General features: G+C 61.7%; 10 protein-coding genes, 1 tRNA gene and 1 pseudogene. 6 read left to right on the forward strand and 6 right to left on the reverse strand.

The features are described from left to right. Positions 1-99: 99 nt before the first annotated feature. A complete protein-coding gene (locus DC366_RS00825; RefSeq protein ID WP_133176151.1) occupies positions 100-1,080 on the forward strand; it encodes a major capsid protein in 981 nt (326 codons plus the stop codon). 459 nt (positions 1,081-1,539) lie between these two features. Here DC366_RS00825 and DC366_RS00830 read toward each other — a convergent pair whose 3' ends face one another. Further along, entirely contained in the window at positions 1,540-2,178 is a 639-nt protein-coding gene (locus DC366_RS00830; protein WP_108690293.1) for a DUF6680 family protein, read from the reverse strand. Positions 2,179-2,600: 422 nt separating this feature from the next. Between DC366_RS00830 and DC366_RS00835 the strand changes: the two genes are divergently transcribed. Beyond that, the gene (locus tag DC366_RS00835; RefSeq protein WP_108690294.1) at positions 2,601-3,290 is read left to right on the forward strand and encodes a recombinase family protein; all 690 of its coding nucleotides are present in this window, start codon (positions 2,601-2,603) and stop codon (positions 3,288-3,290) included. Positions 3,291-3,345: 55 nt separating this feature from the next. Here DC366_RS00835 and DC366_RS00840 read toward each other — a convergent pair. Next, positions 3,346-3,624 (reverse strand): annotated as a pseudogene (locus DC366_RS00840) (BRO-N domain-containing protein); the annotation flags it as partial. Between the two features lie 571 nt (positions 3,625-4,195). On the opposite strand from DC366_RS00840, the gene DC366_RS00845 reads away from it, so the two are divergent. After that, on the forward strand, positions 4,196-5,158 hold the full coding sequence (locus tag DC366_RS00845; protein WP_108690296.1) for a hypothetical protein: 963 nt from the start codon (positions 4,196-4,198) through the stop codon (positions 5,156-5,158). A gap of 698 nt (positions 5,159-5,856) precedes the next feature. After that, positions 5,857-6,399 (forward strand): hypothetical protein, encoded by a 543-nt coding sequence (locus DC366_RS00855; protein ID WP_207768641.1) that lies wholly within the window; start codon positions 5,857-5,859, stop codon positions 6,397-6,399. Between the two features lie 944 nt (positions 6,400-7,343). On the opposite strand, the gene DC366_RS00865 is transcribed toward DC366_RS00855, so the two are convergent. The 3 genes from DC366_RS00865 to DC366_RS00875 form a co-directional block, all read right to left on the reverse strand. Next, positions 7,344-8,753 (reverse strand): site-specific integrase, encoded by a 1,410-nt coding sequence (locus tag DC366_RS00865; protein ID WP_165802822.1) that lies wholly within the window; start codon positions 8,751-8,753, stop codon positions 7,344-7,346. Positions 8,754-8,851: 98 nt separating this feature from the next. Further along, positions 8,852-8,926: transfer RNA gene (locus DC366_RS00870), tRNA-Asn, on the reverse strand. Positions 8,927-8,991: 65 nt separating this feature from the next. Then, positions 8,992-9,909 (reverse strand): MBL fold metallo-hydrolase, encoded by a 918-nt coding sequence (locus tag DC366_RS00875; RefSeq protein ID WP_108690301.1) that lies wholly within the window; start codon positions 9,907-9,909, stop codon positions 8,992-8,994. A 152-nt stretch (positions 9,910-10,061) separates the two neighbouring features. On the opposite strand from DC366_RS00875, the gene DC366_RS00880 reads away from it, so the two are divergent. Next, positions 10,062-11,351, forward strand: a complete 1,290-nt coding sequence (locus DC366_RS00880; protein WP_108690302.1) for an ATP-binding protein — start codon at positions 10,062-10,064, stop codon at positions 11,349-11,351. Between the two features lie 198 nt (positions 11,352-11,549). Here the strand turns inward: DC366_RS00880 and DC366_RS00885 are convergent, their stop codons facing one another. Then, a complete protein-coding gene (locus tag DC366_RS00885; protein ID WP_108690303.1) occupies positions 11,550-13,157 on the reverse strand; it encodes a peptide chain release factor 3 in 1,608 nt (535 codons plus the stop codon). A gap of 122 nt (positions 13,158-13,279) precedes the next feature. Between DC366_RS00885 and DC366_RS00890 the strand changes: the two genes are divergently transcribed. After that, positions 13,280-13,471 carry a hypothetical protein gene (locus DC366_RS00890; protein ID WP_108690304.1) on the forward strand — a complete coding sequence of 64 codons (192 nt, stop codon included), beginning with the start codon at positions 13,280-13,282 and terminating at the stop codon, positions 13,469-13,471. Positions 13,472-13,473: the final 2 nt, after the last annotated feature.

The raw sequence follows: 13,473 nt of genomic DNA on the forward strand, positions 1-13,473 counted from the left end.
GGCCGGTTCGCGCAATGTAATCCGCCGCTAAGCGGCACCGGACGCGGCCTTGTGGGCTGCACCGTCATATCCCTTAAAATTGAATATGAGGTGCCAGCTATGGCCGTTACACGTCTAACCGATGTGGTGATTCCGCAAGAATTCACCGATTACACCGTTCAAAATTCGATGGAGACCAGCGCGCTTGTTCAAAGCGGCGTTGCCGCACGAAATGGCGAGATCGAGGCGCAACTGAAAGCCGGGGCAGAGTCTTTTACCGTTCCGTTCTGGAATGATCTGTCTGACGAGGAAGCGGACATTGTGTCTGACGATCCGAACACCGACAGCACCCCGGCAAAGATCGGCACCGGCAAGCAAGTCGTGCGCAAAGCGTTCCTTCACAAGTCATGGTCCGCCATGAACCTTGCCAGCGAACTTTCGGGCGATGATGCGCTGAAGCGAATTCAGAACCGCACTACCGCCTATTGGACGCGGCAGACGCAACGGCGCTTGATTGCCAGTCTGAATGGGATCCTTGCCGACAACGAGGCGAACGATGCGGGCGACATGCCGGAAGATATTACGGCAGGACCAGACGGAAATTTCAGCGTCGGAGCCGTGATTGACGCCGCCGGGACACTTGGCGACCAGATGGGCGCGTTGTCTGCCATTGCGGTTCACTCGGATACCTACAAGCTGATCCTGAAATCTGATGCGGTCGAGTATGTGCCAAGCCAGGGCGGCACAATCGCCACCTATCGCGGGATGGCGCTGATTGTGGATGATCTGTTGCCGGTAACGGCTGGCGATTACACAAGCGTTCTTTTCGGGGCCGGTGCCGTGGGGTGGGGAATGACTGCACCGCGCATTGCGGAGGGAACAGAGATTGAGAGCAAGCCGAGCGCTGGTAACCGCGGCGGGCAACAGGTTCTGCACAGTCGTGTGAATCTGGCGATCCATCCGGCGGGTTTTACGTGGCAGGAATCTGCCGTTGTCGGGGAGAGCGCGACCATTGCTGAACTCGCCGAGCCGACGAACTGGAATCGCGTTGTCGAGCGAAAGGCGGTGCCGCTGGCATTCCTGAAGCACAAGTTAGGCTGATTGCGCCAGCACCGAGCGTAGTTGCAAAGCAATCCACCAGTGGGCGGAGTGTTATCACCCACACGATGCGGCCTTATTGTAAGGTTTGAGGCTGGTATCGAGAGCCGGGACGGTTACGCCGTCTCGGCTTTTCTGTTCATGCATGATCTGGAAATTCTGCCTGCGACATTTTGACGGGGGCCGAAACTGCAAGGCTGTTCCCTCAGCGTTCCCCAGAACTCGAAATCAGAAACCCCCGCCGAAGCAGGCTCTGGGTAGCTATCTGATTTTACTGGGATTTTTGGCTCCGGCGGTAGGGCCGAAGGGACCAAACCCGACTGGATCGGACCCCGGCAATCGCCTTGTATATCAGTGCCTTACGCGATACGCGCTCAATCCGGCTGTCCGGCGTGTGTACCGGACGTGATTGATTTGTGTACCATGAGTAGCCTCATCCTTTTTAAGAATGCAAGGGCAGCGTTATTCATCTTGAGGCCCTTGATCCAATTTCAATGACCTTTCGCCCCTCAGAACCTCGACCAACAGGTCAGCTATTACGACTTGGTTTGCGAGGGTTGCTTCATCGGCAGTAGCGGGGAAGTCGACCACCGACATAGGTAAGGTTGCCTCACCATTCAGCAGCTTCACTATACCTTTGCGAATTATGGTCTGTTCGGTTTCCAGCTCGCCGTGAGCGCGCGGTGAGTAGATATCCCGCTCCAACTGCGCGCGGCTGAAACCATACCCGAGCGATTGAGAAATTAGGTGTAGCATATCTAAGAATAGATCAAGTCGCTTTTGTCCCCATGCTTCGCCCGCTGGCAAGCGGTCGTCATGGTGGTCAATATAGAGCTTCCACGCATCATTGATCTCTTTAGACTTGCCCTTTGTTCCGTAGAACTCCACTGGTATCGCGTTGAGCGCCTCCACATGTGCAGCCGACAGCATAGCTGCGCGGGTAGCCATTAGCGTTCGGAAAATAATGAGACGCCTCTCTTTGATGTTACGCTTTCGCTCCAGCCATTTTTGAGCTTGGACGGCGAGCACCGGTCCGAGAAGGGTGGCGCAGATAATGGCCGCTTCGCTCCAGCCGATGGCGTTATTCCAGTCTATATCCATGTAGGCAAACTCCTTTGCTCACAACATATTGATATTCTTGAGCCTAGCCAAGTCCACTGGTTCATTCTCGATTGGGAGCCTAGGTGTGTACATGGTCCGAAATATTTGAGTAGAAAAATCTGAGGCCCTCAACTCGATGTTTCTTGCAGCGCGCGTCCCCCCCGTGGCCTTCGCGGTCACCACGTTCACCGCGCACCAAGCATGGCCCCTGAGAAAACCTCTAAACCCGCTCAGAAACACCGCTTGGTCACAGTTTTGGTCACGCGACGACGCGAAGGCCCTTGTTCATATGGCTCTACAGCGGATATAGTATCCGTCGCGGGGTTCTACAGCCTCATAATTGACATGCACAACCTACGTTGACATTAGATATTCATTCGCCATATCGTGCCCTAGCAACGCAATGCAGGGGCCTTGTCACCATGAAGCAGTTTGTCATCTACCGCCGCGTCAGCACCGCCGACCAAGGGCGCTCAGGGCTGGGGCTTGAGGCCCAGAGCCGGGACATTGATCTGTTCCTGAACAATTATGCCGAGGTGCCGTTTGAGGTGCTGGGCAGGTTCGTCGACATTCAGTCAGGCAAGGACGGGGACCGCCCCGAGCTAGGGAAGGCGCTGGACCTCTGCCGAAAGACCGGGGCTGAATTGCTGGTCGCCAAGCTGGACCGTCTGTCCCGCAAGGTGTCCTTCATCGCGCTCCTGATGGACGATGCCAAGCTCAAGTTGCGCGTGGCGTCCATGCCCAACGCGGACAAGTTTCAACTGCACATCTACGCGGCGCTGGCTGAGCAAGAGCGCGACTTCATCTCCCTGCGCACCAAGGCGGCGCTGGCTGAGGCCAAGGCACGGGGGCAGAAGCTGGGCGGGCTGAGGGACAAGACGGGCAAGCGGAACGCGGCAATCCAGCAGAACGCGCTGGCATTTGCTCAGAAGGTGGCCCCGATAGTGCAACCTCTCCGGGCCTCTGGGACCACGTTGAAGGGGATTGCTGAGGCGCTTGACGGGGCCGGGATTGCGACCCCGAGGGGCGGGCAGTGGACGCCGACGCAGGTGAAGAGGGTGATTGAGCGGCTGGATGCAGGGCTGGACGCTGCGCCGGGGGCGGGTTCCTGATCTATTTCATTGCCAGTTGCGAGTAATTCGCATGTGGGCGAGGCTATCTGTCTTTTCATTTCTCAGCCAGCGCCCCGTGCTCCTCGCCTTGGACGTAGAGGCCATCCTTGCGGATCGCGGGTAGGACCACTTTGGTAACCCAGTCTTGGAACTCCTTGGCCGCAGGACGGGTCCGCTGCGACCGGAGGACGAACTTGTAGAGCCCGCTCTCTGAAACAAGCGCCATCCTTGCGGCGCTTCCGGGGAAGAGGTCATGAACTTCATGGTTTCCTTCCAAGTCTTTCTTGGCAATGGTCAGGTATTCGTCAGCGTCAACCGCAGACATTACGTTCTGGGATGAGTTTCTGTGGCTGTTACCCGCCCCCCCAACAGTCGCTGAACTTGAGGGGGGTTATGTGGTCTCTTGCTGCTGTAGGTTACGCTCTCGTCGTCGCCCACAATCCTACGAATGTTATGTGCAATGTTCTTTGCGTTCATCCCGAGGGCCTGTGCCACGTCCGTAGAAGCAAACCAAGGGGTTCCGTCGATCTTGAGACCGCGAAGGGAGATGCCGCCGAACACCTCTATATAGCAGCAGAGCGTATCAGCATGGGGAAACCGCTAGATGACCCGGAAGCGGCGTTCGCCTTGGGTGTGGCGGTCTCCAAAGTGCGAGAAGCGCAAGAAAGGGCGGGTGGTAGGCTTCGCCCCAACCTTGTTCATGGACTCGAAAAGGCCGCATAAGGCCCCTCTGAGTTGATGTAGAGGGATTTGGCTACCCACCCAGCGAGAACCAAGAGATGGCCTCTAGAGGGCCTCTCGGCGCGTCTGGTGGTCAGCCTTATACTACACCCCATTGGATATAGGTTTCAAATAACCTGTCCAATCATCCCCTCACATCAATAATCCAGAGAAAGGTCCAGACAATGGGCAACCTCAATTCTATTCACGTTTCCTCAGCACCGACCGACGAAGAACTGGCACAGTGGCAGCAGCAGCTTGAGGCCCAGCAGGGCAGCGCCGCACCCGGCACCTTCGACAACGTGACGACGACAGCCGCCTCGACCGCACAAGTCACCATGAAGAATGGCCAGCTTGTCACCGATTTTGATACGTCCAAGGCGTTCGGCCCGAGTGGCGGCACGGCCTACGCGGCCCCGCAGTTGCGTCCCGGCCATATTATGATCCCCGGTGCGGGCGAGACGACGATTGCAGCGGCCAAGGCTGGCGGACTGATCCCGCACACATATAAGGAGGGCGACCCGCTCCCTTTTGATGCGCCCGGTGGGGCGAAGGACACCAGCGCAGCGAACAGCACCGCGAACGGCGACCAGCAGAAAGAGCAAGAACAGAAGGAACTGACCGTCCCGGAGCACCGCGCCAAGGTGGCGTCTGAATTGCTACAGGGCGTTGACCAGATGCACGGCGCGCATGTCACCGATGGTCTGTTGGCCCTCGCGGTGGAGGATGGCGAACCGCTGTCTGTCCTCGACCAGCTTCCCGAGGGCGTGTCAGAACCGCAGGTGATGCAGGTCTACGCCGGATATGTCGCACAGGCCGAGGCGGTCTTGTCGGAACGCGCACCGGGCGTTTCCATCGACACCCTAAACGATACCTTGAGCGACGACGAACTCCGGGCCGCACGTCACGCCACAGTCAATGGCGATGCGGACGAACTGGCCCGCTTCGGGCAGATGGCACAGGAACGGCTTGCAGGATTGCCCAACAGTGACCCCGAGGGCTTCCAGCAGATGGTGGACGATATGTCTGCGGTCGAACGCAAGTGTATCAGCTTCGACAAGCTCTCCGGTGAATGGCGCGTCAGCGTTCCCAATCATCCGGTTATGTCCTACGGCGCGGCGGTGCGCATGGGTTTGATCCGCGTATGAGCGTGGTGACGTGTCAGCGATGCGGCGGGGGTTTCGTGCCCCCGTCATCCAGCAGGGCGCAGCTATGCCGCAAGTGTGTGGGAAATATCCGCTGGCTGACCGATCGACACGGGAAAGACCTCAGCGACGAACACCGCAAATGGGTCAACGTGCTCGCTGAGGGCAGCACATGAGCGGTCCTTACAGTCTGTTCAGGATGCAGCCGGTAGTCATCGAAAGCCGCCGCACGGCTGAGCGTCAACGTGCCCTCCCTTCGGGTCATACAGCCGCCACCGACCAGAACGGGCGGGAAGTGGTCCTCTGCCCTGACGGGGCCGTGGTGTGGCAGAACACCTTTGAGGCGGAACAGCGCCGGGACCGGGAAAGCCAGCCGACCCATGAAGGCCACCAAGAGTCCCCGCAAGATGGACGTTCCGGGGCGTGGCCCGACGACATGCGATAGCAGCCAAGACTCTCCGGGGGCGCAGAGGGGGCCGTGTGGTGCCCTCTTTGCTCCCTCGCGGGGGGTAAGTCCCGCCACAGCCTTTCGTGCCCTGTAGCGACTCCCAGAGTCCCTCCCTGCGACTCCCTATCAACTCACCTCCCCAGCCGTTCCGGCGGGGCGTCTAGGTCTGCGCTGCGCGTGGTCTTTCCATTGGTCCTTTCTCCTCCGCGTGGCGGTGGGGTGGCCTTGACGCTCCTCCCGAGCCGCTCCGGCGGTGCTCGATCCCACAGCATCAACAGCAAACAAAGAAAGTAGAAGAAAACCAATGAACGTGAATTTGAATATCCAGAACCCGACAGCCGCGCCCGCGCTCAACGCCGGGCTGAGCGTGGTGGAGTTTGCCCGACTCAAGGCGGCGGACAACCGCGCCACGGCGCACCTGCACCCGAAACACGCGGCCAAGCTCAAAGCCAAGCGCAAGGCCCGCTGGCCCCGCCCATGTGTGGATGAGGACGGAACGGCTTGCTATCTTGTCCCCCTGAGCGATACCCGCCCGGCGTTCGCCATTGTAGAAGTTGCCGATTACTGGAAAGCCCGAGATGGTGGCGCAGATGGCCTTTGGTCCGCAATGGGAACGTCCCGCCATTATTCCTACGTCACCAGCAACGCACGGATGCGCAGCAAGGTGCCGGGAACCACACTGTATCCTGCCCGCCTGATCCTCGACGCAGCCGCAGGGGAACGTGTCGGGTTCGTCAACGGTGACACCTACGATCTGCGTAGAAAAAACCTTGAGATCATCAAGGCGCGCACATGATCGCCCATGCGTTGGGTATGACGAACGCAACAGCGGGGGCCGAGGCTGTCTGTCCCCGGTGCGGCGACACCTTCACCCCCAAACGGACAAACCAGCGGTATTGCATCCGGTCCTGTCAGAAGGCAGCGACCCGCAATGCCAAGAGAAGGCCCCAGAGGGTCGATTGCAGCGCCGCAGCCCAGCGCCGCCAAGAGGGCCGTGGAAAGCGCATTCGGGGCCTGTCCCATGCGTTCTATGAGACACCGCCAGCATATCGTGCGGAGTTTCTGGAAAGGCTAATCGTGGAAGCGCGGCGGTTGGCAGAAACCCGGCGTCTTGTCACGGCACGGGAATACCTGCGAAGCTGGGGACGAGATGAAGGGACGGGGCGGCTGCACATCGCCCATGTCCTCGACCACTATTGCCAAGAGGTGTATGGCCTTCGCTCATACGAGGCGGCGAACCCGGAGACCGTGATACCTGCCGAGGATGATCTTGCCTTTCCGGCTGAGTATTTCGGTCCCGACCAACCGCCGATCTATGAGGACGGCAGCTTGAATCGGAGACCCTGCTCGTGGGCGACACGAAAGACGGCGGCGCGCTAATCCGCCCTCTGCCACTATAAAGGGGAAACCCTATAGTTACCTTTCCGGTGCCCTGCGGGCTGGAGACCACAGATTCAGGAACATGGTCAGAGCGCGTCCTGAAACTGCTACCGCCGCCCTGCGGCCCCAAGAGAACATCTTTCATGGTGTAATCTTCGGGCTGCTTGGCGCAGCGGTGGCATTGTCTCAGGGCCTGTTCCGGGGGCAATAAATACACCCCATCGGAGCAGGGGGATGAAAGCTTATATGCATGATGCAGGTAGAGGTATGGTCGAAGTGGTCAGGAAGGTTCACTCTCCAATCACTCAGCCTACCACCGCCGCCCCAGCGGCCCCAAGCTAACACCCCGAGACAATCTGCTCAGGGGATGGTCTGCGCCCCGGCGGCGACCTCAAGGGCTTTGGTCAATGCCCGTGTGGTAATCTTCAATCGGGCAGGTCCGCCCCCGTAGACACGATCCCCCACCGCGCCCAAGGCGTGGCCAAGGATTAGGTTTTGGTCCAGCGACGACACCTCTGCCAGCATCAGCCAATCTTTCATGTTGTGGCGGAGTGAGTGGACGACATGGAGCTTGTCGGCGGTGACTGCCCTCAGGTGCTTGTTCAGTATCGCTGAGGCGGCATCAGAGCCGCGCCCACGCCCGTAAGAGGCAAACAGCATGTCGGAGTCCCCAGCCAGCTTGATGGCCTCCTTGGCTGCTTCCAGAGCGTCTCCGGTCAGCGGCACATGCCGAATAGATGCCTGAGTTTTCAGCCGTCTGTTCTCGTGCCATTCCACCTTGATATGCGGATACTCCGCAGCCGTATCAACGTCCCTGACCCTCAGCCCCGTCACCTCGCCAAGACGGCAGCCCGTCCCCGCCAGCATACGCCAGATCAACGCAAGGTCAGGCTTGGAGGTGTGAGCCATGAGGCGCGCGCGCATTGCCTTCAATACCTCCGGGGGCAAGGGGTCTCGCTTGTCACCATCCCCCGCACCGCTCCGGGCTTTGTCTTGGGGCACCGACAGATTGTTGAACGGGCTTCGGAACGTGTCCGGTAGGTCCATCTCGGTTGCCGCAAAGTTGATGATCGCCTTGAGACCGTTCAAATATCTCGACACGGATGCGGGGCTGATACGCTTCCCATCCGCCTTGACCTGATCCAGCATGTGGTCTCGCACCGTCCGGGCATCCTCACGTGTTAGCTCAGTCAGCGCGGCATCGCGGCCCAATGCCTTCTGCGTCAAGTTGACGAACTGATTTACTTGTCCCTCAAAGCGTTTGAACGCCTCGGGCGTCTCCTTGCCCCGCCGCTCCGCCAGATACAGCTTCTTGGCGTCCTGTAGCGTTGGCACCGGGCGCTTGGTCGCCTCGACACCGTTCCTCAGAATGTTGATGGTCAGCCTATCAACGTCCGTTGCCCCGATAGGGTCAAGCGTATCGGGTTCCATTTCATACTGGCTGGCGATGGCTTCAATGATCGCCTCTCGACCCATACGCCCCGATGCACGGCTTGCAAGGTACTCCGCCCGCGCACGGGCCACCGGGTAGGCTTCATGTTCGGTCAACTCGCCACGGTCAGCGGCGACTGCGCCCCCGGCTTGTTCGTTGGCTTTGGCAATCTCGCGCTCCACGACCGCGTGGAACTTGGGATAAGCGGCTAGTGCCTCGTTCCGACTGTCCCCGAGGATGCCTTTGAACTCGCCCTTGCCGATGACCTGAGCGACCTCTTTCGGCACCCGGCGGCGATACTGCCAGCGCCCTGATTTGGTCTGTGTGACGTGCTTCAAGATTAGCCCCATGTGTACCCCGTGCGTACCTGAATGTGTACCGGACGGGACGCAATGTCACTTAAAACATTGATATAATGCCAACTTCTGGGGGAAACTGGCTCCGGCGGTAGGGATCGAACCTACGACCAATTGATTAACAGTCAACTGCTCTACCGCTGAGCTACGCCGGAACACGAGGTGCCGTATAGCAACCGGATTCTGTAACGTCCAGTGGGTTTGTCACAAAAATCCCCAATCAATCGCCCAAGCGCTCGAAGGCTGTTTCCGCACCAGGTTCGCCAAGGGGGCGGGCGCGGTTTTTCGATGTCAGATCAATCAGATGAGCCAAGACATTGCGGGCGGCCGCAGGCATCAGGACGGCGGGAGTGTCACGGTAGAGGTAGGCGGCCAGCGTGGCGGCGCTGGCGGGGCCCTCGGCCAGGGCCGCGAGGATTGCGGCTTCGCGTGCGGTGCGATGCGCCAGGAGATGGGCGATCCGGGCCGCGGGATCGCCCACAGGCGCGCCGTGGCCGGGGTGAAGGGTGCGCGGTGCGCGTGCGGCAAGGCGTCGGCACGATGCCATGAAGTCGGACATATCGCCATCGGGCGGCGAGACCAGCGACGTGGACCAGCCCATCACCAGATCGCCGCTCAGGATCGTATCCTGCCAGGCAAAGCACAGGTGGTTTCCAAAATGGCCGGGGGTCCAGAGCGCCTCGATCTGCCAATCCGCGCCGGTCACCACGTCGCCATCGGCTAGGCAGCGATCGGGCCTGAACCGGGTGTCCACGCCTTCGCCGCCTTGGATGCCGCCGCCTGCCGCAAGCCGCTCCATCATCGCGCTGCGCCCGCAGGTGGCGCTGCCGTAGGCCAAGACGGGGGCGCCTGTCGCGGCGGCCAGAGGGCGCGCCAGGGCCGAGTGATCCAGATGCGCATGTGTGATCAGGATATGGCTGATGCGTTGCCCCGGCTCCACGGCGGCAAGGATGGTGGCCAGATGCGCGGGGCTTTCTGGACCGGGATCGATGACGGCCAGATCGGTCTGGCCGATCAGATAGGTGTTCGTGCCCTTATAGGTCATGGGCGACGGGTTGGGCGCAAGGATGCATCGCAGGCCGGGCGCCAGTCGCTGCGCCGCACGGGCGGCCGGCGCTAAGCTTTCGCGGCTATTCATGCGGGCAGGCGGGGCAGGATCATGGCGGCGCGCTCGGGTATCGGAGGGTGGCGCGATCAGCGCGCATATCGGCGCCACGATAGCGCGGTTGGCCGCGCGCTGTCCACCGGCCGCTGCTTGCGCCGGTGTCTTGCACCTGCCTATTCTGGCGCATGATGTTTCGCTGGCTCAAACGCTATATGCCGCGCGGTCTTTACGGCCGCGCTTTCCTGATCCTGCTTTTGCCGGTCATGTCGCTTCTGGTGGTGGTGTCGGTCGTCTCGGCGCAGCGCCTTTTCGAAGGTGTGACGCGGCAGATGACGGCATCGGCGGCGCGCGAGGTCGCGCTGCTTCTGGACGCGCCCGACCCCGATCCGATCGCGCAGGCGCTCTCCATCGCGATGCGTCCCGCCGCGCTGGACTCCGTGCCGGAGGGCCACATCCGCCGCTGGTACGACATCACCGGCATCGTGCTGATTTCGGCGCTGGACGAGCGTCTGGACGGCCTGATGGCGGTGGACCTGTCGCATCCGCGCTTCGTGACGCTGTATGTAGAGCGCGCCGAGGGGCCGGTGCGGCTGACGCTGGACCGGCGGCGATTCTCCGCCTCGAATCCGCACCAGCTGTTTGTGAACATGCTGTTTTTCGGCGTGCTGATGACGCTGATCGCCTATGTCTATCTGCGCAATCAGCTGCGCCCGATCACGCGGCTGGCACGCGCCGCCGAGGCGTTCGGGCGCGGGCGCAGCGTGCCGTACCGTCCGGCGGGCGCCAATGAGGTGCGCGCCGCCGGCAATGCGTTCCTGGACATGCGCGCCCGGATCGACCGCCAGATCGAGCAGCGCACGCTGCTGTTGTCCGGGGTCAGCCATGATCTGCGCACGCCGCTGACGCGGCTTAAGCTGAGCCTTGAGATGCTGGATGACGAGGAGGAGCGCGAGCCGATGTTGCGCGATGTGCGCGATATGGAGCGGCTGCTGGACGCGTTTCTCGATTTTGCCCGCGGCGCGTTCGAAACCGAGGCGGAGCCGGTGGATCCTGCCGCATTGGTGCGCCGCATTGTCGAGGATTGCAGCCGCAGCCAGATTCCGGTGACCCTGCACGAGATTACCGGCGCGGGCGAGGTGCCGCTGCGCAAGGTTGCCATTCGGCGGGCCATCGACAATCTCATCGGCAATGCCGTGCGCTATGGCACGCGGGCCGAAGTCTCGGTCGCGCTGACCGACCGTGCGCTGCGGATCCGTATCGAGGATGACGGGCCGGGCATCCCCGAGGACCGCATAGACGAGGCGCTGCGCCCGTTCACGCGGCTGGAGCCGTCGCGCAATCAGGACAAGGGGCCGGGCGTCGGCCTTGGGCTGTCGATCGCGATGGATATCGCGCGCGCCCATGGCGGCAGTCTGAGGCTGGGTCCGTCCGCGCGGCTGGGCGGGCTGTGTGCGGATCTGGTGATCGCGCGGTGACACGGCCGCCGGATAGGGACGCGTTCGCAGATGCGCGGCGCCCGATCACCGGGCGCTGGCGGTGTTGTTCCAACGTATCGGCGCGTTTATCAATGACGACACGCCGCTGGCGCATCTGCGCAGCCTGTCGCTGGGCAGGAAGCTTTGCTGGCAAGGCGGCGCGCCGACCCCGCGCGCGCTGCGGCTCGGCGGCCCCGCTCAGACCATCATTTCCTTGGTGGCCGTCAGGTTGATATCGGGAAAATCGCGCTCGATGCGGTCGATGTCCCATTGCAGCCGCGTCAGGTAGACGACGTCGCCGTCATTGTCATGCGCGATATGGGCCTGATTGGCCTTGATGAACGCGTCCAGCGCGACGCGGTCCCCCTGCGCCCAGCGCGCGGAGGTGAATTGCGACGGCTCGAAGCGGACGGGCAGGCCGTATTCCAGCTCGATCCGGCTGGCCAGAACCTCGAACTGCAGCGCGCCGACGACGCCGACGATGAAGCCCGAGCCAAAGACCGGCTTGAACACCTTGGCCGCGCCTTCCTCGGCGAATTGCATCAGCGCCTTTTCCAGATGCTTGGATTTCAGCGGATCGCCCGCACGCGCGGTTTGTAGCAATTCGGGGGCAAAGCTGGGGATGCCGGTCACGCGCAGCGCCTCGCCCTCGGTCAGGGTGTCGCCGATACGCAGCTGGCCGTGGTTGGGAATGCCGATGATGTCGCCGGCCCATGCCTCGTCCGCCAGTTCGCGGTCGGAGGCGAGGAAGAGGACCGGGTTCGTCACCGTCATCGGCTTCTTGCTGCGCACATGGGTCAGCTTCATGCCGCGCTTGAAATGGCCCGACGCCATGCGCAGGAACGCCACCCGGTCGCGGTGCTTGGGGTCCATGTTGGCCTGCACCTTGAACACGAACCCGGCGACCTTGTCCTCTTCGGGCGCGATCTGGCGCGGCTCGGCGCTTTGCGGCTGTGGCTGGGGGCCGTAGGCGGCGATGCCCTCCATCAGTTCCTTGACGCCGAAGGAGTTGATCGCGGAGCCGAACCAGATCGGGCTCATATGCCCCTCCAGCACCGCCTGTCGGTCAAGGCCGGGCAGCAGCTCGCGCGCCATCTCGACCTCCTCGCGCAGCTTCGCGACCAGCGGCGCGGGCAGGTGCTGGTCCAGCTTGGGATCATCCAGACCGTTGATCTCGATACTGGCGGCCACCTTGTTGCGGTCTGCGCGGTCCATCAGCTCGAGCCGGTCGTTCAGCATGTCATAGCAGCCGACGAATTCGCGGCCCATGCCGATGGGCCAACTGGCCGGGGTGATGTCGATGGCCAGATTTTCCTGAATTTCGTCGATGATGTCGAAGGTGTCGCGGCTCTCGCGGTCCATCTTGTTGCAAAATGTCAGGATCGGCAGATCGCGCAAGCGGCAGACCTCGAACAGCTTCTGCGTCTGGGATTCGACGCCCTTCGCGCCGTCGATCACCATCACGGCCGCATCCACGGCCGTCAGCGTGCGATACGTGTCTTCGGAGAAATCGCTGTGGCCGGGCGTGTCGACCAGATTGAAGCGATATGTCTTGAAATCGAACGACATCGCCGAGGCCGAGACCGAGATGCCGCGATCCTTTTCCATCTGCATGAAATCCGAGCGCGTGCGCCGAGCCTCGCCCTTGGCGCGGACCTGTCCGGCCATCTGGATGGCGCCGCCGAACAGCAGGAATTTCTCGGTCAGCGTCGTCTTGCCCGCATCGGGGTGCGAGATGATCGCGAACGTGCGGCGACGCGCGATCTCGAACGGCAGGTCGGGGCGGTTTTGGGCATGATCCAGCATGAGGCGCGTATAGTGCGCGCCGCATCCGCGCGCAATGGGGCGTGCAGGCGGCACAGGGGCATGCGGGAACGGGGCAGGCGGGCGGCGCGTTCTCATGGCAGGACGTCAAAAGGAGGCTTTCCATGACCGATGACAAGAAACAGACCCCGGCCAGGCCGGACAACCCCAAAACCGCCGCCGACCCCTTCGGCAAGCCCAAGAAGAAGCCCGAGGGCTGGACCCATTCGGCAATGCAGGAGGCATTGCGCGAGCCGCATCTGGACGGCAACGACGATCCCGTTGCCGAGGAAGAGCTGGACGCGGAGAAGAAATAGCG

This window comes from Pelagivirga sediminicola (assembly GCF_003072125.1).
GTDB lineage: Bacteria > Pseudomonadota > Alphaproteobacteria > Rhodobacterales > Rhodobacteraceae > Roseovarius > Roseovarius sediminicola.

Bases quoted from the DNA above. Each gene is read 5' to 3' on its own strand.
- DC366_RS00885 (WP_108690303.1), bottom strand. From the start codon at position 13,157: ATGCTGGATCATGCCCAAAACCGCCCCGACCTGCCGTTCGAGATCGCG.
- DC366_RS00875 (WP_108690301.1), bottom strand. From the start codon at position 9,909: ATGAATAGCCGCGAAAGCTTAGCGCCGGCCGCCCGTGCGGCGCAGCGA.
- DC366_RS00890 (WP_108690304.1), top strand. From the start codon at position 13,280: ATGACCGATGACAAGAAACAGACCCCGGCCAGGCCGGACAACCCCAAA.
- DC366_RS00845 (WP_108690296.1), top strand. From the start codon at position 4,196: ATGGGCAACCTCAATTCTATTCACGTTTCCTCAGCACCGACCGACGAA.
- DC366_RS00880 (WP_108690302.1), top strand. From the start codon at position 10,062: ATGATGTTTCGCTGGCTCAAACGCTATATGCCGCGCGGTCTTTACGGC.
- DC366_RS00830 (WP_108690293.1), bottom strand. From the start codon at position 2,178: ATGGATATAGACTGGAATAACGCCATCGGCTGGAGCGAAGCGGCCATT.
- DC366_RS00835 (WP_108690294.1), top strand. From the start codon at position 2,601: ATGAAGCAGTTTGTCATCTACCGCCGCGTCAGCACCGCCGACCAAGGG.
- DC366_RS00825 (WP_133176151.1), top strand. From the start codon at position 100: ATGGCCGTTACACGTCTAACCGATGTGGTGATTCCGCAAGAATTCACC.